Genomic DNA, 19,877 nt, shown 5'->3' on the forward strand with positions numbered 1-19,877 from the left:
AAGATGCAGGGACTGTTTTTCGAAAGCGATACCGGAGTGCGGTACCTCTTGCGTTTCCTCGTGCTGGTCATCGGCTTCTGGACCGCCTGGAGGGCGGGGAAGGCTGCGGCCGAGGGCTGGAACAACTATCTGACGGTGTTGGTCTATACGCTACTGCTCGGCGTGGTGATGCGTTTTCTGCATTTCGCGCTGTTCCAGGGGCCGTTTATCAGCGCCTTCTACTACATCCTCGACGTGGTCATCCTGCTGGTCTTTTCGAGTGCCGGATTTCGCATTCGCCGGACGCGACAGATGGTGCAGAATTACTATTGGCTCTACGAGCCGACTTCGGCTTTCTCCTGGAAGAAGAAAGATTGACAGCCGCACTTTTCTGTCCTCAGATTAGTTCGGGTTGAAGCAATAAGTAACCTAGAGTGGAACAATTCCGGCGCAGTGATGGTGGGTATTGCGCCCGGTTTCGAAAAACCAGCTCACCTAAAAAATTGGGAGTAACTCGATGAAGAAGTCTCTTCTTTCTGCGGTTGCGCTGACGGCCATGGTCGCCTTCAGCGGTAGCGCATGGGCCGACATCATTATTGGCGTCGGCGGTCCGCTCACGGGCCCGAACGCCGCCTTCGGTGCGCAGCTCCAGAAGGGTGCCGAACAGGCAGCAGCCGACATCAATGCGGCCGGCGGCATCAAGGGCGAAAAGATCAAGATCGTCCTCGGCGACGACGTGTCGGACCCGAAGCAGGGCATTTCGGTTGCCAACAAGTTTGCTTCTGACGGCGTGAAGTACGTGGTCGGCCACTTCAACTCGGGTGTATCCATCCCGGCTTCCAAGGAAGTCTATGCCGAAAACGGCATGCTGGAAATCACCCCGGCTGCAACCAACCCGGTCTTCACCGAGCGTGGCCTGTGGAACGTCTTCCGTACCTGCGGCCGTGACGACCAGCAGGGCGGCGTTGCCGGCGCTTACCTCGCCGACAAATTCAAGACTGCCAAGATCGCCATCATCGACGACAAGACGCCTTACGGCCAGGGCCTTGCCGAAGAAACCAAGAAGGCGATGAACGCCAAGGGCGTCAAGGAAGTCGTCCGCGAAGGCGTCAATGTCGGCGACAAGGACTTCTCGGCCCTCATCTCCAAGATGAAGGAAGCCGGCGTTTCGATCATCTACTGGGGCGGCCTCCACACCGAAGCCGGCCTGATCATCCGCCAGGCCAAGGACCAGGGCCTGAAGGCAACGCTCGTTTCGGGTGACGGTATCGTCTCGAACGAACTCGCCTCCATCGCCGGCGACGCCGTCGAAGGCACGCTGAACACCTTCGGCCCGGATCCGACGCTGCGCCCGGAAAACAAGGACCTGGTTGCCAAGTTCAAGGCTGCCGGCTTCAATCCGGAAGCCTACACGCTGTACTCCTACGCTGCCGTTCAGGTCATCGCTGAAGGCATCAAGGCGACCGGTTCGGCCGACGACGCTGAAGCCGTTGCCAAGACGCTGCACGAAAAGGGTCCGTTCAAGACCGTTCTCGGCGATATGGCCTTCGACGCCAAGGGCGACCCGAAGCTTCCCGGCTACGTCATGTATGAGTGGAAGAAGGGTCCGGACGGCAAGTACAGCTACTTCCCGCAGGGCAGCTAGCTGTTATCGGCCAAGCCGTATTATAGAAGGAGCCCGGCCAAAAGCCGGGCTTCTTTGCGTTTTGGAGCACTTATAGGCGGCACGCCGGGGTTCCACTAAACCGACAGGTGAGTTCCGGACTTGGAAATCTCCATTATTTGATCTAGGGTCAGGACCTGTCAAATTCATCCAATCTGTCGGCTGCATGGAATTGGATGGAAGGACACAAGTGCAAGGCTTTTACGCCTTCTAGAGCATTTAAGCCTTGTCGAGCATTGTTTCTGATCAGGTGGCCCATGCAGCCTAACCCGAGGGCGAGACGGGTTTCGTGCCGGGACTGCGTCTGGAAAATTTGAAGATGTGGGAGCATTTCCGGCATCTTCCCCCTAGCCAGGCACAAAATCCGTCTCGCAGATTGGATGAATTTAACAGGTCCCGACCCCAGGTAGTCCAAGTCCAGGAGAGGTAATGTTATGGATCTAAGTGCCATTATTGCCCAGATCATCGGCGGTGCCGTTGGCGGGACCGCAGGTGGGAAAATTCTGAAGGATGCCGATCTCGGTCAGATCGGAAATATGATAACCGGCGCGGTCGGAGGAGTTGGCGGTGGTTCAATCCTAGGCTCGCTTCTTGGAGGCGGCGGCGCGGCGGCCGGAGGCGTTGATTTTGCAGCGCTCGCCGGTCAACTCGTCGGCGGCGGTATTTCCGGGCTTGTTGTTCAGATCGTCGTAGGTCTGGTCATTAACAAGTTTTTTAAAAAAGCCTGACTGCAGCAAAGCGTCTGTCGCCGCCATGCAAAGGAGCTTGCTTGTGGCTCGAAACGGTTCGCCGGATCGTTTCTCGGCTACGTTGACCGTTCCTCACCATGCAGTGCATGTGCCGCCTTGACCGCCGCCGACGCACGGTTCTCGACACCGAGCTTCACATAGATCTGTTCCAGATGCTTGTTCACGGTGCGGGACGAAAGACCGAGAATATCGCCGATATCCCGGTTCGACTTGCCCTTGGCGATCCACAGCAGCACTTCCGATTCCCGCTGGGTCAACGGGAAGTGCCGGCGCAGCACCTCGTCGTCGGGGCGCTTGTTGGTGGCTGTCAGACGGAAGAGATGTTCGTCGGCGCCGATCGCGCCTAGGAAGGAGAAGTGCAGGCTCGCCTGGCTATCCTCGGTCAATGAAAAGGCGGCCTCCCGCGCAAAGCCCGGCCTGTCGCGCTCGGCCATCCAGGCGCTGATCCGCTGGGCGACGATGTCGAGCCCGTCGTCGCTGCCGGTCGCGGCATTGATCAGCCGCGTCGCCTGCGGCGTCGACCAGTGGATCGCGCCATTGGCCTTGACGGCGAGCAGGTGCCGGCCGGCGGCATCGAGCGCCACGCGGGCGCTCTGGGCTGAACGGGCATTGGAGAGATGCACGCGAATACGGGCGCGCAGCTCGTCGATGTTGATCGGCTTCGTCAGATAATCCACGCCGCCGGAATCGAGCGCATTGACCACATGCTCGGTCTCCGTCAGCCCGGTCATGAAAATGACGGGCACCTGCGCCACCGCGCCGTTGATCTTGAGCCTGCGGCAGGTCTCGAAACCGTCCATGCCCGGCATCACCGCATCGAGCAGGATGAGGTCCGGCGTAATGCGCTCGACAATGTTCAGCGCTGCCTGACCGGATGTGGCGATCAGCACCGAGAAGCCCGACTTTTCCAGCGCCTCCGTGAGGAAGCCGAGCGCTTCGGGGCTGTCGTCCACCAGAAGAACGATGTCGCGCGGCAGGGCAGTCTCAGCCATCACTCGTCCTTTCTGGCTCGATACGGGTCAGGAAATTCATGTAGCCGGCAAGATCGAAGGCCTGCACATAGGTACCGAGTTCTTCCGTGAAGGGCTTGTGTTCCTCCTGTTTGGCGAGATCGGCGAGCTTTGCTTCGATACCGCGGACGTAGCCGATTTCGCCCAGCCGCAAAAGGTCCTCGACGTGGCTCGTCCCCGGACTTTTGATCGGCTTCCTGGGGCTCACGGGAACAGCAACCGGAGCATCGCTCTCATAGACCCAGACGAGGCCGAGATGGGCGGCGAGCTTGTCTGCGAGGCGGCGGATATCGACGGGCTTGGCAATCGCGTCATTGTGGCCTTCGTCGCCGGAGCTTGCGCCGGAACTGTCGCCGATATTGGCCGAGAGCATGACGATCGGAGTCGTCTGGCCGATCTCGCGGAGCCGCCCGACGAGCTGCCAGCCGCTCATGCCCGGCATGGAGATGTCGACCAGGAAGAGGTCGGGCGTCACGCCCTCGATCAGCGTCAGGCAATCCGGCCCGCTATTGGCCGTCAGCACCACGAAATCCATCGGCACGAGCAGTTCGCGCATCAGGTCGCGATGGTCCTCGTTGTCGTCGACGACCATGATGGTGCGTCGCGGGCCGGTATAGGAAACGATCTTCTTTTCGGCGGCGGGCGCCGTGTTGGGCCGCTCGACCGCCGACAGCATCAGCCGCACCTTGAAGATCGATCCTTCCCCCTTGGTGCTGGCGACGGCGATCTCGCCGCCCAACGTGTTGGTGAGGAGCTGGGTGATGGTGAGGCCGAGGCCGAGCCCCGGCATGGGGCGGATGCTTTCGGCCTCGCCGCGCTGGAAGGGCTCGTAGATGCGGGAGAGATCCTTTTCGGCAATGCCGCGGCCGGTATCGGAAACGGTAAAGGTCGCGACCTGGCTGCGGTAGGCGACCTCGAATCTCACCTTGCCTTCGTCGGTGAACTTGATCGCATTGGAAAGCAGGTTGACGAGGATCTGCCTCAGCCGCTTTTCGTCGGTGCGCACATATTGCGGCAGGGACCGCGCGCGCTCGTGCTCGAATTCCAGGCCCTTGGCCTGTGCCTGCAGCCCGAACATCTCGACGATCTGATCCAGAAAATCCTGGATATTGATCTCGTTGGAATAGACCTGCAGCCGGCCGGCCTCGATCTTGGATATATCCAGAAGGCCATCGATCAGGCCGGAAAGATGGTCGGCGGAGCGCTTGATGACCTTGATCGCCGATTGCCGGGGCGGGGGGATGGTTTCGTCCCGCTCGAGGATCTGGGCATACCCCAGCACGGCGTTGAGCGGCGTGCGCAATTCGTGGGAGAGGCCGACGACATAGCGGCTCTTGGCGCGGTTGGCGGCCTCGGCCGTTTCCTTTGCGTCCTGCAGTGCCGCGTCCGTCTTCTTGTGGGCGGCGATTTCCTTCAGGAGCAGCGTATTCTGGCGGGAGGACTCCTCCTCGGCCACCACCCGGCTGTCATGGGCGAGCACGTAGAACCAGGAGACGATGCCGGCAATGATGGCGAAAACGAAGAAGACGATCATCACCGTTCCATAGATGACTTCGGCATTGGCGGGTGCGGCCCGGCCCACCTGATGGGCGATCATCCCGAGAAGCGCACCGATCGCGGAGACCGACAAAACCGCTGTCGTCGCATAACGCCCGAGGCGGGTGGTGAGACGGGCGATGACGCTTTCCGGCAGGACCGTGCGGGCGACGGTGCCGACCTGGGTATTGAGCCGGGCGCGCGGCTTGCACATGTCGTGGCAGCGGCTGTCGAGCGAACAGCAGAGCGAGCAGATCGGTGCCGCATAGGCCGGACACCAGGCCATGTCCTCGTGCTCGAACGGATGCTCGCATATGGAGCAGGTGATCGAGCCCAGGGTTTTCCAGCTCTGGCGCGGTTTTCTCGCGAGGTAGAATTTGCCGCGGGTGGCGAAGGCGATTGCCGGAGAGATGACGAATGCGATGAGCGTTACATAGGTGGCGAGGGAGGCCATCAACGCGCCGAACAGGCCGAAATGGGCGGCCAGCGCCACGCCGGCGGAACCGAACATCGCGCCGAGGCCGACGGGATTGACGTCATAGAGATGGGCGCGCTTGAACTCGATGCCGGGAGGTGCCAGGCCAAGCGGCTTGTTGATGAAGAGATCCGCCGAAATGGTGCAGAGCCAGGCCATGGCGATGATCGAGAAGACGCCGAGGGTGGCTTCCAGCAACCGGTAGATGCCGAGCTCCATCAGCAGCAACGCGATCAGCACGTTGAAGACAAGCCAGACGACGCGGCCCGGATGGCTGTGGGTCAGCCGCGAGAAGAAGTTCGACCACGCAAGCGAGCCCGCATAGGCGTTCATCACGTTGATCTTGAGCTGCGAGACAACCACGAAGGCCGCCATCAGAAGCAGCGCCGCCGTTTCGTTCGGGATCATGTAACCGAAGGCCGCGAGATACATATGCGCGGGATCGGCAGCCTCGCTGATCGGCACGCCCGTCGAGAGCGTCAGGACGGCCAGGAAGGAACCCGCCAGAAGTTTAGGCACCCCGACGACCACCCAGCCGGAGCCGGCAAGAAATACAGCGAGCCGATGGCGCCATTTTCGCACGCCTTCCGAGGGCAGGAAGCGGAGGAAGTCGACCTGCTCGCCGATCTGCGGCATCAGCGCGAGGATGACGGCCGAGGCCGCTCCGAACTCGAGGAGGTCGAAGGGCGCTGCGCCACCAACCTCGGCATTTGAATGATTGATGCCCGCAAAGGCGCGCCAGAGGTCGAACTTTTCCCAGTCGAGGAAGGCGATGAAGACGAAAGGCAGGACGTTCAGCACGATCCAGAAGGGTTGGGTCACCAGCTGAAAACGGGAGATCAGCTGCACGCCGTAGATGACCAGCGGGATTACTACCGCGGCGCTGATCATATAGCCGATCCAGGGCGGGATGCCGAAGGCGAGATCGAGCGCCCCGGTCATGATCGAGGCTTCGATCGCAAACAGCATGAATGTGAAACTCGCATAGATCAGCGAGGTGATCGTCGAACCGATATAACCAAAACTTGCGCCGCGGGTCAGAAGGTCGATGTCCACTCCGTGGCGGATCGCATAGCGGCTGATCGGCAGGCCGATGAGGAGCATGGCAATCGCGGCTGCGACGATCGCAAAGAAGGCGTTCGTGGTGCCGTAGGAAAGGGTGATGGCTCCGCCGATCGCTTCCAGCGCCAGAAAGGAAATCGCCCCGATTGCCGTTTGCGAAATACGGCTGGAGGAAAAGCGGCGGGCGCTTTTGGCGGTAAACCGCAGCGCGTAGTCTTCCAGCGTCTGGTTGGCGACCCAACGATTGTATTCCCGCCGGACCGGGATGATGCGTTGCCGCGCTGCCATGCCTAATTTCTAGCACCTTGAGAGAGAAGACTGTCTATTAGGCACTTTCGGCTGTGGCGCAATGTTTTGCAAGTACGCTTTCGCAGTTGCGAAGCATAGTTTCGGCTTCGACTGGCCGGCTCGGACGGGTGAGACATCGTTCGTTCAGGGCTGGCCGACCGGAACCTTCTGCCGCAGCCGTAGCAATAATGTTCCACGCCGCCACAACTGCGACACAGACGCTTGCAAGCTGGAACATGACATCCCATGTCAAGAAACGCTAACCCAGGCGGAAAAGGTATGGCGGCAAGTGCCTTTAACGCTTCACATCAACCATATTGTCAGGCGCATTTCCGTGAAACCGTCATCCCCCACCATCCCTGAACCAGAACAGAGTTTCGGCACCACCGGCATCGCGCCGATGGAGCGTCCGAGCCCGGTCACCCGTTTCTTCATGTCGATCGTCGCCTGGGCGGAGCGATTGAACTTCAGATATGCGAAACTCGGCAATCCGCCGGTTTATGACAATGCTACATTTCCCTGGGCGGCAGAGATCGAAAAGGCAGCGCCGGCGATCCGCGCCGAGCTTGACCGGATCCTCGTCCGCAAGGACGAGTTGCCGACCTTTCAGGACATTTCCACCGACGTGAAGACGATCTCCACCGACAGAGGCTGGAAGACGTTCTTCCTGCTCGGCTTCGGCGTCAAATCCGAGCAGAACATCCAGGCCTGCCCCGAAACCTGGAAGGCGATGCAGAAGATCCCGGGCCTCACGACCGTGATGTTCTCGATCTTCGAGCCGGGCAAGCACCTGCCGCCTCATCGCGGCCCCTACAATGGCGTCCTGCGGCTGCATCTCGGCCTGATCGTGCCGGAACCGCGCGACAAGCTTGCGATCCGCGTCAAGGATCAGATCTGCCATTGGGAAGAGGGCAAGGCCCTGATCTTCGACGACGCCTATGAACACGAGGCCTGGAACCATACGGACAAGACGCGGGTGGTGCTCTTCGTGGACTTTGTGAAGCCGTTGAGATTCCCGGCGCGGCTGGTGAACTGGCTGCTGATGCACATGGCGATCTTCACGCCCTTCATCAAGGAAGGCCTGGATAACCACAAGGAATGGGAAAAGAAGTTCTACGCCCAGGCCGAAGCCTGGCGCAATCGCCCCGAGGTGAAGGAATGACCGGAGCCGTGTGAACGTCAGGTGGTGCCGCATCCAGCCTGTGCGGCGCCACTGTCTAGCGCATCAGCGGCCAAAGCGTAGCGACGAGCAGCAGTCCCATCGCGATGTTGAACCATTTGAGTTTGGCAGGATCGGACAGGAAGCGCCGCAGCATCACACCGAAGCCCGCCCAGATCGACACCGCCGGCAGGTTGACGATGGCGATGACGAGCGTGATCAGCATCACCGACAGGAACGGGTTGTCCACATTCGCATAGGCCGCCATGGCGGTCAGCGACGCGATCCAGGCCTTCGGGTTCACCCATTGGAAGGCGGCGGATTCCAGAAAGGTCAGCGGCCGGGCGGCATCAGTATCGCCGTTCGCGACGGTCCGCGACATCCCGATCCGCCAGGCGAGATAAAGCAGGTAAGTACCGCCCGCAATCTTCAGCGCCAGGCCGAGCGGCGGATAAGTGATGATCATGGTTCCAAGCCCGAAACCGACCGCCAGCAATACCGACGAAAAGCCGATGGTGATGCCGAGGATCTGTGGTACCGTTCGCCAGAAGCCGAAATTCGTGCCGGAGGCGAGCAGCATGAAATTGCTGGGTCCCGGCGTCACCGAGCCGACAAGCGAAAAAAGTCCGATCGCGAGCATGGTCTCGTAGGTCATTGCAAAATGCTCCTTCGTGGGGAGGCGGGCTCCCGGCGCGCTCAAAAATGTAGCTGCGAATGGTTGGGTTCAGAGGTGCCGGACGCTCAGCCTGCCGCCCCATTTGCCGTTCAGGTAGTCGCAGACGAGCCGTCGGTGGCAGTGATGCGGCTTATCCTCCGAACAGAGGAGGCAGGAGCCGTCGAATTCATCCGGCTTCAAGTGACTTTCCACTTTACGTTCCGCCATCAAGTTGATGAAATCATTCTGGAAGATGTTCCAGCCACCCTTCTTTTTCTTGAAGGCGGTCATGATCTCCTCGGTCGGCGCGAGCTGGGGCTGGTGTATGTAGGCCGCGCCGCAGACCGTCTTCAGGAAAAAGGCGAGGTCATCGGACTTGGCAAAGCCTGCGAGTTGCGAGGTGTTGTGAAGCCGCACGTCGATCATTCTTTTCACCCCTGCGGACTTGATCCGGCCGAAGAAATCCTCGGCCGTCGTCTTGGTGAAACCGATCGTGGTGACGTCGATGCTCATGCCGGTATCCTCGTTCCTCTGCGTCATCATGGCGGAATGCGGTAGCACCTGCTATTGTCAATATTGACATTTTGGATATGGATCTTGCCATGAAGCTGCAGGTGCTCGCGCTGGACGGTGTTTTCGACACGGGGCTTTCCGCGATCCTCGACGTCTTTACGACCGCCAACGAACTCGCCGCGATGCTGTCGCTGAACGCGCCGCCGTTCGAACTCTCCGTCGTCGGCATGCGGAAGAAGGTTCTGACCGCGCAGGGTTTCTCCGTGCCGCTTTCCGGTGGGGTCCGTCCGGCCGAAGGCGGATGGCTCGTTGTGCCCGCGCTCGGTTACAAGGTGCCGGATCTGCTGCTGCCCGCGCTGGAGCGGCCGGACGTTCGGGATGCCATCGTGGCGCTCCGGCAGGCGAGGGGCGGTGGCGCGAACATCGCCGCTGCCTGCATCGGTACTTTCGTGCTTGCCGAATCCGGGTTGCTGGACGGACAGAAGGCGACGACCACCTGGTGGCTTGCGCCGCTCTTTCGCCAGCGTTACCCCGCCGTGGGGCTCGAAGACGGAAGCATGCTTGTGAAATCCGGTCCGCTCGTCACGGCAGGTGCCGCGCTCGGTCATCTCGACATGGCGCTCTGGCTGGTGCGGCAGGCGAGCCCCGAGCTTGCGGGTCTCGTCGCGCGCTATCTGATCGTCGACAGCCGGCCGGCGCAATCGGCCTATGTCATTTCCGACCATCTGGCGCATGCCGATCCCTTGGTGGAAAAATTCGAGCGCTGGGCTCGCGGCCGCCTATCCGAGGGGTTCTCGCTCGACCATGCGGCCGATGCCGTCGGTGCCAGCAAGCGCACGCTCGCCCGGCGCCTGGGGCAGGTGCTCGGCAAAACCCCGCTCTCCTATTTTCAGGACCTGCGTGTCGAACGCGCCGTGCATCTCCTGAAAACCAGCGGCAAGACCCCGGACGAGATCGCTCCGCTGGTGGGTTACGCTGACGGCGTAACGCTTCGGGCGCTGCTGCGCCAAAAGCTCGGCCGCGGGGTGCGGGAACTGCGGATGGTCGAGTGACCGCGCGTTAAATCTCCTCCCGCTTCAGCAGATAGTCCAGCCCGCCCAACCGGAACCAGCGGTAGTCATAGGCTTCGAGCAGAAGACGGTGGCGACCGTTCTTGCCGGCCCGGCTGTTGCCACCATCGGCGATGTCGATCAGCAGATGCCCTTCCTCACCGACGCCGGCATCGAAGTTAACTTCTGCAGGCCTCGACAGCAGGTTGTGCACGGTCAGAACCGAATTGTTGCGCCAGTCGAAACGCAGGGCCAGCACGCCGTCGTCGCCGGTATCCACTACCGTGCATTCGCCCCAGCCGATTTCCGGCGTCTCCTTGCGCATGCGGATCAGCCGCTCGGTCCAATTGAGCATGGACTCGGCTTCTCGCTTTTGATCGGCGACGTTGACGTAGGAATATCCGAAAGGGCCATCATTGATGACAGGCAATATCGGTTTGTCGCTTTTGGTGAAGCCGCCATGCGGTTCGGGGGACCATTGCATGGGCGTGCGGGCGCAGTTGCGCTCGGGCAGGCTGAGGTCGTCTCCCATGCCGATCTCATCGCCGTAGCGAATGACCGGCGTGGCGGGAAGGGAGAACATCAGACTATAGGCGAGTTCAAGCCGGCGGCGGTCGCCCTCCAGCATCGGTGCCAGCCGCCGCCTGATGCCGCGATGATAAAGCTGCATGTCCTTGTCAGGCCCGAATTCCTCGAAGACTTTTTCCCGCTGCGTTTCCGTCAGCCGGCCCAGATCAAGTTCGTCATGGTTGCGCAGGAAGATGCCCCATTGCGCGGTGGAAGGCTTTTCACGCGTCGCGTCCAGCGCCTTTGCGAGCGGTCGGGTGTCGGAACTCGCCATGGCGTAAAAGAGCGCCTGGTTGACATGGAAGTTGAACATCATCTGCATTCGGTCGCTGTCGTGGCCGAAATACTGGAGATTGGTCTTCGGCACGACATTCGCTTCCGCCAGGAAAATCGAATCCCCGAGCCGCCATTGAAGGAATTCGCGGAAGCCGCGCAGCATTTCGTATTGCGGCCGCGGCCGCTTCACCTCCGCTCCCTTCTGGGCGATCACGAAGGGGACGGCATCCACCCGGAAGCCGGAGACACCCAACTGGATCCAGAAGCCCATGATCTTGAGGATCTCCGCCTGCACCATCGGATTGGACGTGTTGAGGTCCGGCTGGAAATGGTAGAAGCGGTGGAAATAATACTGTTTGGCTTTCTCGTCGTAGGTCCAGGTCGATTCCTGCACGCCGGGAAAGACCATGCCCTCATCGGCGTTGGCCGGCTTTTTGTCCGACCAGATGTACCAGTCGCGGTATGGGGAGTCCGGATTGCTTCGTGCCTCCTTGAACCAGGGATGCTGGTCCGACGTGTGGTTGACGACGAGGTCGATCAGCACCCGGATGCCGCGCTGCTTGGCGCCGTGAGTGAATTCGACGAAGTCGCCGAGCGTGCCGTAGCGGGGATCGACGTTATAGTAATCGGAGACGTCGTAACCGTCGTCGAGCCCGGGCGAGGTCTGGAACGGCATCAGCCAAATCGCGTTGACGCCGAGGCCGGAAAGGTAGTCGAGGCGCCGTTCCAACCCCTCGAAATCGCCGACCCCGTCGCCATTGGCGTCCATGAAGGTCTCCACGGACAGGCAGTAGATGACGGCGTTCTTGTACCAGAGGTCGTTGATCACGGGCGAGCTCCTCGAATAGCTGGTTCGGGGAGGGCAATCGCTCAATGGCGGAATTGTTCCCGGCGTAGGACCAATGCCGCCTGACGTGGGCACTCTTGCCCGCTTCATTTCAACCGAACGGAGATCTCACGCTTCTACTCGATCAGAAGTAAGCCCCGCTTGCTGTCTCCATCAAATGTATTCATCGCGGAGAACAGACGGTCCGTCTCCACCAGCCAGGGCCTATAGTTCTCGTTGACATCGAGAACGAACACCATGTCCTCGGCCTCAAGATATCCTCCGATCGGGGAATGATGACCGGCGCCTGCGCCGAAGATTTTCTCTCGTGTGAAGTTGACGATGTAGCGGCGGCCGGGATCGTTCGCGCGCTTCATATGCTGCCGGAACTCATCGACCGTCAGGTCGCGGAGAATCGCGACCTTCCGTTCGGTTTTCGTCTGAGCAAGCCCGGCGAGCTCATCCAGCGTCAGGCCCATGATGCAGTAGCCCGTCCAGCACATGCCGGTTCCGTCCAGAACCTCGGCTTCCGTCGTCTCTTCTTCACCGACCGAACGGAAAGCGTTGGCGACGCTCGCCGGCCCACAGCGGGATCCGTTCGTCTGCCAGGTGATTCCGGTGCCGAAGGCCGCCGCCACCGGCAGTTTCCAGGCTGCCTCGATGAGTTCGGGAACACGGATGACTGAAGATTGGATCGCTTCCGGCGAGACCTTGGTCTGCCCGGCGACGAAGGCCACGGCGCCGACCAGCAAACCGGTAACGGCAATCATGCCAAGAAACAGCGCGCGCTTCATTTCGATGCCCTCGAAGCACAGGGTGGACCCGGACAATGAACCTGAAGACGGTCGACATCAATCCATCCATACGGCGGATGAGGATCGCGAACTCGTGCTGTGAGCGCAATCACCCTGCGTGGTCTGAACGAAGTGGCTTCCAGATCGAAATGTCGCGAGGCCCGGCGAGGAGATCGGGAAGGGCCGTGTGCCAGGCCTCGCGATAGGGGCGCTGCAGTTGCACGTTCAATACGTCCTGATGATCCTCCCATGTCTCGTAGAGCATCATGCGGTTTTCGTTTTCGGGATCGGCATGCAGCGCCGCCTGGTGAAACATCGGCTCGTGCCGCATGGCGTCCAGCACGTCGTTGAGCAGCCTCATGAAGCGCTCGCGCTCGTTCGGGAGGATATCGAAACGGATGACATAGGTGACGGGCATGGCTGATCCTTTTGCACTACAAAGCTCTCCATTGGATTAGATGCCGCCGGCCGGCGGGTCGATTACCTCGGAGGTCATAAATGGGGTGCACCGTCTTCCGCCCCGCAGCGGGCATTAAAGAGAAGGAGGAAGGCGACCGCGATTTGGGACCTCGCTTGTCGCTTGCTCATTGGCCGGACTTGGAGAATTTTTCTGCTTCTGCCTGCTGAATGTAAACTGCACCGCGATCGCCAGCAAAAGCTTCATCGTCGACAATCGCCAGGATATGATATCGCGTAACGCGTGGAGCAGCGCCCATTACTGTGATTTGGCCGACGGGATTGAAAAGCGTAATAACCTCGTTCGGATGTAGAGAAAGCTGCTGTGCAAGCTTCGCACTGATCATCACACCGCTACCGTTTTTGAATTCGATAGCAGCATTATTTGCGACTGAGCCCGAAAGAACTTTGAGGCGGGAGAAATATTCGGTCTCGATGCCGCAGATCAAAACGCCGATGCTTTCGTTTTTGGTCGAAGCAAGGGCTTCCCTTTCAATGATCGGAGCCACTGCTCCTTCGCTGTGTGCGATTTCACCACCGAAAGAAAAGTGCAGCAGGCCAAGTGTAACGAGAAAAAAGCAGCCATCGTGGCGAAATCGATTGAGTATCATAGGGGCCCCGTCCGGACATAGAATATCGGCGGGTATCTATGACGTATACTTTCCTTGTCCAGAAGGTGAGGCAGCCGCGCGCGGCAATGACCGCTCTGGCGTAAAACTGCCACGCCTTTTATAGCCGTACTGCCTGCCTGCCTTCCTACGTTCCCATTCTTCCCGGTTCTCCCCCTCCGGTACGTCATTCGACGTATACGGTTTTGCGATGCAGCACCCGATAGTCGCTTAAGCAACGGTTAAAGTTTTCGTTGCGGACGAACGAGAAGAGGGGTTCGAACCAATGACTTTCAAAGCAAAGTTTGCTGGCGCATTGCTCGCCACCGTCATGTCGACGACGGCGCTTTCCGGCGCCTTCGCCGCAGACGACACCATCAAGATCGGTGTTCTGCACTCGCTTTCGGGCACCATGGCCATCTCTGAGACCACCCTCAAGGATGTCATGCTGATGCTCGTCGAGGAGCAGAACAAGAAGGGCGGCGTACTCGGCAAGAAGCTGGAAGCCGTCGTGGTCGACCCGGCTTCCGATTGGCCGCTGTTTGCCGAAAAGGCTCGCCAGCTGATCTCCCAGGACAAGGTCGCTGCCGTTTTCGGCTGCTGGACTTCGTCTTCGCGCAAGTCGGTGCTGCCGGTCTTCGAGGAGCTGAACTCGATCCTCTTCTACCCGGTCCAATACGAGGGTGAAGAATCCTCCCGCAACATCTTCTATACGGGCGCTGCGCCGAACCAGCAGGCCATTCCGGCCGTCGACTACCTGGCCGAAAGCGAAGGCGTGCAGCGCTGGGTTCTGGCCGGCACCGACTATGTCTATCCGCAGACGACCAACAAGATCCTCAAGGCCTACCTGATGTCGAAGGGCGTTGCCGAATCCGACATCATGGTCAACTACACGCCGTTCGGTCATTCCGACTGGCAGACGATCGTCTCGGACATCAAGAAGTTCGGCTCCGCCGGCAAGAAGACCGCCGTCGTCTCTACCATCAACGGCGACGCCAACGTTCCCTTCTACAAGGAGCTCGGCAACCAGGGCATCAAGGCCGAAGACATCCCGGTCGTGGCCTTCTCCGTCGGTGAAGAAGAACTTGCAGGTCTCGACACCAAGCCGCTCGTCGGCCATCTCGCCGCCTGGAACTACTTCCAGTCCGTCGATGCCGAGGTCAATGCCGATTTCATCAAGGAATGGAAGACCTTCACCAAGAACGACAAGCGCGTCACCAACGACCCGATGGAAGCTGCCTATATCGGCTTCAATGCCTGGGTAAAGGCCGTCGAAGCCGCCGGCACCACCGATACCGACAAGGTTCTGGATTCGATCATCGGCGTTTCCGTTCCGAACCTTTCGGGCGGCACATCCACCGTCATGCCGAACCATCACATCACCAAGCCGGTGTTGATCGGCGAAATCCAGGCGGACGGCCAGTTCGAAATCGTCCAGGAAACACCTGCCGTCGTCGGTGACGAATGGTCCGATTACCTGCCGGACTCCAAGAACCTGATCTCCGATTGGCGCAAGCCGATGTCCTGCGGCAACTTCAACGTTGCTTCCGGCAAGTGCGGCGGCAAGGGTAGCTGATCCTGGTGGGTGAAACCTGAGGGGCTGGGGGTTGGGCCCCCGGTCAGACCCTCTCCCCGCCCTGAACGAGGTCGGGGAGAGGGAATTGCGGCGTCGCCGCCAGTCGTTCTTCCGGTCTCAGGGTTTCAGACGAGGGGGGACGTTCCGGCCGGCGGACAGGGGCGAAATCATGACCTTGAAATCTCTTCTCCAGGCTTTTCTTGCCTGTCTGATCCTTTCCTTCGCCGCGCCGTCTTTCGCGCAGAGCGATCCCAAACCTTTGATCGATGCATTGGCCAAGGCCGATTTCAACGAAGCCGAAAAACTGCTCGGCCAGATCGCTGCGAGCGGCGACGCCCGCGTCGTACCGGCGCTCAACGCCTTTGCCGAAGGCGATCTTTATTTCCGCAAATCCGACAATCTCGTCTTCATCGCCAAGACCGCTGGTTCCGGTTTCGAGCTGATCGATCCGCTGACGGGCGCTTCCGCCGGGCAGGCGGCCAAGAACGCCGTCACCAAGATCAAGGTCAACAACAATCTGCGCCGGGTCATCCGCTCGGCCATGGGCGGCCTCACGCTTCTGAGCGCGGATCGGGCCGTGCGGCTGCAGGCTGCCGATGCCGTGCTGCGCTCGCCGAGCCCGGAAAACCTCGATCTGGTCGAAGCCGCGCTCGCCAAGGAGACGGACAAGGAAGTGAAGGCACGCATGGAGGAAGCACGAGCCGTTTCGGTTCTGTCCTCCGACCGCTCCATCGACGAAAAGCGTGGCGCCATTGAAACCATCAAAAATCTCGGAGGCCGCAATTCGCTCGGCATCCTGAATTCCGTTTCCGGCTCGATCGACGCCGGCCTCAAGGGGGATCTCGATGCCGCCATCGCTGCGATAGAGAGCGAACAGCAACTCTGGGATATGGCACAGAACGTCTGGTATGGTCTGTCGCTCGGCTCCGTCCTGCTGCTCGCCGCAATCGGCCTCGCGATCACCTTCGGCGTCATGGGCATCATCAACATGGCGCATGGCGAAATGGTCATGCTCGGCGCCTATTCGACCTTCGTGGTGCAGGACGTGATCCGTGACAACGCGCCAAACCTGTTCGACTGGTCGCTGGCGATAGCGCTGCCCGTCGCCTTCCTCGTCACCGGCGCCGTCGGCCTGGTGATCGAGCGCGGCGTCATTCGCTTCCTATACGGTCGCCCGCTCGAAACCCTGCTCGCCACCTGGGGCGTCTCGCTCATCCTGCAGCAGACGATCCGCTCGATCTTCGGGCCGACGAACCAGGAAGTCGGCAACCCGTCCTGGATGTCCGGTTCGTTCCCGGTGGGCGGCATGACGATCACCTGGAACCGCATGTGGATCATCCTTTTCTCCATGTCGATCTTCGTGGCGCTGCTGGTGCTGCTGAAGAAATCTGCTTTCGGTCTCAACATGCGCGCCGTCACCCAGAACCGTCGCATGGCGTCCTCGATGGGCATCAAGACGCCCTGGGTCGATGCCTTCACCTTCGCGCTCGGTTCCGGCATTGCCGGCATTGCGGGCGTGGCGCTCAGTCAAATCGATAACGTCTCGCCCAACCTCGGCCAGAGCTACATCATCGACAGCTTCATGGTGGTGGTCTTCGGCGGCGTTGGCAATCTCTGGGGCACGCTCGTCGGCGCGCTCTCGCTCGGCGTGCTCAACAAGTTCCTCGAACCTTCGGTCGGTGCCGTGCTCGGCAAGATCCTGGTGCTCGTCCTCATCATCCTCTTCATCCAGAAACGTCCGCGCGGCCTCTTCGCGCTCAAGGGAAGGGCGGTGGAAGCATGATTTCCGGCTTTGTTTTCCGCGCTCTCGAAGGCAAGATCGTCGTCGCCATCGCCATTCTGCTTGTCATCGCGATCCTCGTTCCGGCCCTCAATCTTCTGACACCGCCGGACAGCGCGCTGCATATCCCGACCTATGCCGTGTCTCTGTTCGGCAAATATCTCTGCTATGCGCTGCTCGCGCTCGCGCTCGATCTCGTCTGGGGTTATTGCGGCATCCTCTCGCTCGGCCACGGCGCCTTCTTCGCACTCGGCGGTTATGCGATGGGCATGTATCTGATGCGCCAGATCGGCTCGCGCGGGGTGTACGGGAACCCTGTCCTGCCTGATTTCATGGTGTTCCTGAACTGGAAGGAACTGCCTTGGTTCTGGCATGGTTTCGACTGGTTCGTTTTCGCCATGGCGATGGTGCTGGTCGTGCCCGGCCTGCTTGCCTTCATCTTCGGCTGGTTCGCCTTCCGCAGCCGGGTGAACGGCGTTTATCTCTCGATCATCACCCAGGCGATGACCTACGCGCTACTGCTCGCTTTTTTCCGAAACGACATGGGTTTCGGCGGCAATAACGGCCTGACCGACTTCAAGGATATCCTGGGCTTCCCGGTCCAGGCGGACGGCACGCGTGCGGTTCTCTTCGCCATGTCGGCGATCATGCTGGCGTTCTGCCTCCTCATCGCATCGGCGATCGTTCGTTCGAAGTTCGGCAAGGTGCTGGTCGGCGTACGTGATGCCGAAAGCCGGGTCCGTTTTCTCGGTTTCCGGGTGGAAAACATCAAGCTCTTCACGTTCGTCGTCTCGGCGATGATGGCGGGAATTGCCGGCGCGCTTTTCGTGCCGCAGGTCGGCATCATCAATCCGGGCGAATTCGCACCGGCCAATTCCATCGAAGTGGTCGTCTGGACGGCGGTCGGCGGCCGCGGCACGCTGATCGGCCCGATCATCGGCGCGGTGCTGGTCAATGCCGGAAAGAGCTTCTTCACCGGCGCCTTTCCGGAAATCTGGCTCTATGCGCTCGGCGGCCTCTTCATCGCCGTCACGCTCTTCCTGCCGAAGGGCATCGTCGGCACGGTCCAGCATGGCTTGAAGGCTCGCAAGGCCATGAAGGCTGCGGTGGAGGCCGAAAAAGGCAGGGATGAGGCGGCACCGGTCGCGCAGGCCCAGGCGGCGGAATAGGCGAGGAGGCGGATGATGAACACGATTTCCGAAACAAGACAAAAGAGCCTGCTCTATCTCGAAAACGTCTCCGTCTCCTTCGACGGCTTCAAGGCGCTGAATTCGCTTTCCTTCGTGGTCGAGCCCGGAGAACTGCGCGCCATTATCGGCCCGAACGGCGCAGGCAAGACGACGATGATGGACATCATCACGGGCAAGACGAGGCCGGACACCGGTACGGTGCTGTTCGAGGATGCGATCGACCTGACGAAAAAGGACGAGGCCGATATCGCCCAGCTCGGCATCGGCCGGAAATTCCAGAAGCCGACGGTCTTCGAAAGCCATACCATCTGGGACAATCTGGAACTGGCGCTCAACCGCGACCGCAGCGTCTTTGCAACGCTGTTTTACACGCTCTCGCCGGAAGACGAGGCTCGCATCGAGGAAATCCTCTCGACCATCCGCCTCAGCCACCGCAAGGACGAGCTTGCTGCCAACCTTTCGCATGGTCAGAAGCAGTGGCTGGAGATCGGCATGCTGCTCGCCCAGGAGCCGAAGCTGCTTCTGGTCGATGAGCCGGTCGCCGGCATGACCGATGCGGAGACCGCCGAGACGGCGGAACTCCTGAAGGAAATCGCCAAAACGCGTTCCGTCGTCGTGGTGGAACACGACATGGGCTTCATCCGCGAACTCGGCGTCAAAGTGACGTGTCTGGCGGAAGGCTCGGTGCTCGCCGAAGGCTCGATCGATTTCGTCTCGAACGATCCGAAGGTGATCGAGAACTATCTGGGGCGGTGAGTGACTATGATGAGCGTTGCGCCACTGGCAGGTAACGCCTACCGCCATCGCGTCAAGGGAGATGCCACATGCTGACGGTCAACAATATCAATCTTCACTACGGCGCGGCGCAGGCGTTGCGTGGCGTCTCGATCTCAGCCGAGATGGGCAAGATCACCTGCGTGCTGGGGCGCAACGGCGTGGGGAAGAGTTCTCTTCTCCGCGCCGTTACCGGCCAGCACGCCGTCAGTGCCGGCACGATCAGCTTCCACAACGAGGTGCTGAACGGGCTGCCTCCCTATGCCCGCGCCAAGCACGGCATCGGCTATGTGCCGCAGGGACGCGAAATCTTCCCGCTGCTCACCGTGCAGGAAAACCTGGAAAGCGGCTATGCACCGCTTTCCCGGAAAGACAGATCCATTCCAGACGAGATCTTTTCGTTGTTTCCTGTCTTGAAAACCATGCTCGGGCGGCGCGGCGGCGACCTTTCGGGCGGTCAGCAGCAGCAGCTGGCGATCGGCCGCGCCATGGTCACCCGTCCGAAGATCCTGGTGCTCGACGAACCGACCGAAGGCATCCAGCCTTCGATCATCAAGGATATCGGCCGTGCGATCCGCTATCTCCGCGACTCGACCGGCATGGCCATTCTGCTTGTGGAACAGTATCTCGACTTCTGCCGCGAGCTTGCCGATCAGGTTTACATCATGGATCGTGGCGAAATTGTGCATCAGGGCGCCGCCGAGACATTGGATACGGCAGAAGCGAGGCGGCACCTGACTGTGTAGTCCTAGTATTTCCATGGTGAATGTTTGTATCGGGCCGCAGCACTTCGTGCGTTTCGTTGTCAGCTCATATGTGTTACCTAGGCGGCGTAGAGAGCGTTCCATGTAAGCTTGGAACACTCTGAGGCGGACCCTTGCACATTGTTGAC

At 60.3% G+C, this 19,877-nt stretch carries 18 protein-coding genes; 10 read left to right on the forward strand and 8 right to left on the reverse strand.

The features are described 5' to 3' along the window. Nucleotides 1–3: 3 nt before the first annotated feature. From C5L13_RS11385 to C5L13_RS11400, 3 genes are all read left to right on the forward strand, one after another. Nucleotides 4–357, forward strand: coding sequence for a DUF6867 family protein (locus C5L13_RS11385; RefSeq protein ID WP_105383403.1), 354 nt, complete (start codon nucleotides 4–6; stop codon nucleotides 355–357). Between the two features lie 139 nt (nucleotides 358–496). Next, on the forward strand, nucleotides 497–1,624 hold the full coding sequence (locus C5L13_RS11390) for a branched-chain amino acid ABC transporter substrate-binding protein (RefSeq protein ID WP_105383404.1): 1,128 nt from the start codon (nucleotides 497–499) through the stop codon (nucleotides 1,622–1,624). A gap of 452 nt (nucleotides 1,625–2,076) precedes the next feature. Beyond that, nucleotides 2,077–2,370 (forward strand): hypothetical protein, encoded by a 294-nt coding sequence (locus C5L13_RS11400; RefSeq protein WP_105383406.1) that lies wholly within the window; start codon nucleotides 2,077–2,079, stop codon nucleotides 2,368–2,370. A 77-nt stretch (nucleotides 2,371–2,447) separates the two neighbouring features. On the opposite strand, the gene C5L13_RS11405 is transcribed toward C5L13_RS11400, so the two are convergent. Beyond that, nucleotides 2,448–3,383, reverse strand: a complete 936-nt coding sequence (locus tag C5L13_RS11405; RefSeq protein ID WP_105383407.1) for a response regulator transcription factor — start codon at nucleotides 3,381–3,383, stop codon at nucleotides 2,448–2,450. Next, entirely contained in the window at nucleotides 3,376–6,762 is a 3,387-nt protein-coding gene (locus tag C5L13_RS11410) for a hybrid sensor histidine kinase/response regulator (RefSeq protein ID WP_105383408.1), read from the reverse strand. The genes C5L13_RS11405 and C5L13_RS11410 overlap by 8 nt, the downstream gene beginning before the upstream one ends. Before the next feature lie 334 nt (nucleotides 6,763–7,096). Between C5L13_RS11410 and C5L13_RS11415 the strand changes: the two genes are divergently transcribed. After that, nucleotides 7,097–7,924 carry an aspartyl/asparaginyl beta-hydroxylase domain-containing protein gene (locus tag C5L13_RS11415; protein ID WP_245571218.1) on the forward strand — a complete coding sequence of 276 codons (828 nt, stop codon included), beginning with the start codon at nucleotides 7,097–7,099 and terminating at the stop codon, nucleotides 7,922–7,924. Nucleotides 7,925–7,979: 55 nt separating this feature from the next. Here the strand turns inward: C5L13_RS11415 and C5L13_RS11420 are convergent, their stop codons facing one another. Together C5L13_RS11420 and C5L13_RS11425 are read right to left on the reverse strand one after the other, a co-directional pair. Continuing rightward, entirely contained in the window at nucleotides 7,980–8,576 is a 597-nt protein-coding gene (locus C5L13_RS11420; protein WP_105383409.1) for a LysE family translocator, read from the reverse strand. Nucleotides 8,577–8,645: 69 nt separating this feature from the next. Continuing rightward, complete coding sequence (locus tag C5L13_RS11425; RefSeq protein WP_105383410.1) at nucleotides 8,646–9,089, reverse strand: DUF488 domain-containing protein; 444 nt, start codon at nucleotides 9,087–9,089, stop codon at nucleotides 8,646–8,648. Nucleotides 9,090–9,178: 89 nt separating this feature from the next. On the opposite strand from C5L13_RS11425, the gene C5L13_RS11430 reads away from it, so the two are divergent. Further along, on the forward strand, nucleotides 9,179–10,141 hold the full coding sequence (locus tag C5L13_RS11430) for a GlxA family transcriptional regulator (RefSeq protein WP_105383568.1): 963 nt from the start codon (nucleotides 9,179–9,181) through the stop codon (nucleotides 10,139–10,141). 7 nt (nucleotides 10,142–10,148) lie between these two features. On the opposite strand, the gene C5L13_RS11435 is transcribed toward C5L13_RS11430, so the two are convergent. The 4 genes from C5L13_RS11435 to C5L13_RS11450 all read right to left on the reverse strand — a co-directional run bounded on the left by C5L13_RS11435 (nucleotide 10,149) and on the right by C5L13_RS11450 (nucleotide 13,668). Next, complete coding sequence (locus C5L13_RS11435; protein ID WP_105383411.1) at nucleotides 10,149–11,810, reverse strand: alpha-amylase family protein; 1,662 nt, start codon at nucleotides 11,808–11,810, stop codon at nucleotides 10,149–10,151. A 134-nt stretch (nucleotides 11,811–11,944) separates the two neighbouring features. Next, nucleotides 11,945–12,601 (reverse strand): phytochelatin synthase family protein, encoded by a 657-nt coding sequence (locus C5L13_RS11440; protein WP_105383412.1) that lies wholly within the window; start codon nucleotides 12,599–12,601, stop codon nucleotides 11,945–11,947. Nucleotides 12,602–12,710: 109 nt separating this feature from the next. Next, the gene (locus C5L13_RS11445; RefSeq protein ID WP_105383413.1) at nucleotides 12,711–13,019 is read right to left on the reverse strand and encodes a putative quinol monooxygenase; all 309 of its coding nucleotides are present in this window, start codon (nucleotides 13,017–13,019) and stop codon (nucleotides 12,711–12,713) included. 166 nt (nucleotides 13,020–13,185) lie between these two features. Then, nucleotides 13,186–13,668, reverse strand: coding sequence for an ABC transporter permease family protein (locus tag C5L13_RS11450; protein WP_105383414.1), 483 nt, complete (start codon nucleotides 13,666–13,668; stop codon nucleotides 13,186–13,188). A 283-nt stretch (nucleotides 13,669–13,951) separates the two neighbouring features. Between C5L13_RS11450 and urtA the strand changes: the two genes are divergently transcribed. From urtA to urtE, 5 genes are all read left to right on the forward strand, one after another. Continuing rightward, nucleotides 13,952–15,241, forward strand: a complete 1,290-nt coding sequence (gene urtA, locus C5L13_RS11455) for an urea ABC transporter substrate-binding protein (protein ID WP_105383415.1) — start codon at nucleotides 13,952–13,954, stop codon at nucleotides 15,239–15,241. A gap of 169 nt (nucleotides 15,242–15,410) precedes the next feature. Continuing rightward, nucleotides 15,411–17,024: an urea ABC transporter permease subunit UrtB gene (gene urtB, locus C5L13_RS11460; RefSeq protein WP_105383416.1), complete on the forward strand. Its 1,614-nt coding sequence runs from the start codon at nucleotides 15,411–15,413 to the stop codon at nucleotides 17,022–17,024. Continuing rightward, nucleotides 17,021–18,190 (forward strand): urea ABC transporter permease subunit UrtC, encoded by a 1,170-nt coding sequence (urtC, locus tag C5L13_RS11465; protein WP_105383417.1) that lies wholly within the window; start codon nucleotides 17,021–17,023, stop codon nucleotides 18,188–18,190. Before urtB ends, urtC begins: the two co-directional genes overlap by 4 nt. A gap of 15 nt (nucleotides 18,191–18,205) precedes the next feature. Then, nucleotides 18,206–18,967 carry an urea ABC transporter ATP-binding protein UrtD gene (urtD, locus tag C5L13_RS11470; RefSeq protein ID WP_105383569.1) on the forward strand — a complete coding sequence of 254 codons (762 nt, stop codon included), beginning with the start codon at nucleotides 18,206–18,208 and terminating at the stop codon, nucleotides 18,965–18,967. A 68-nt stretch (nucleotides 18,968–19,035) separates the two neighbouring features. Further along, a complete protein-coding gene (gene urtE, locus C5L13_RS11475) occupies nucleotides 19,036–19,731 on the forward strand; it encodes an urea ABC transporter ATP-binding subunit UrtE (protein WP_105383418.1) in 696 nt (231 codons plus the stop codon). Nucleotides 19,732–19,877 lie beyond the last annotated feature (146 nt).

Source organism: Neorhizobium alkalisoli, from assembly GCF_002968635.1.
Taxonomy (GTDB): domain Bacteria; phylum Pseudomonadota; class Alphaproteobacteria; order Rhizobiales; family Rhizobiaceae; genus Neorhizobium; species Neorhizobium alkalisoli.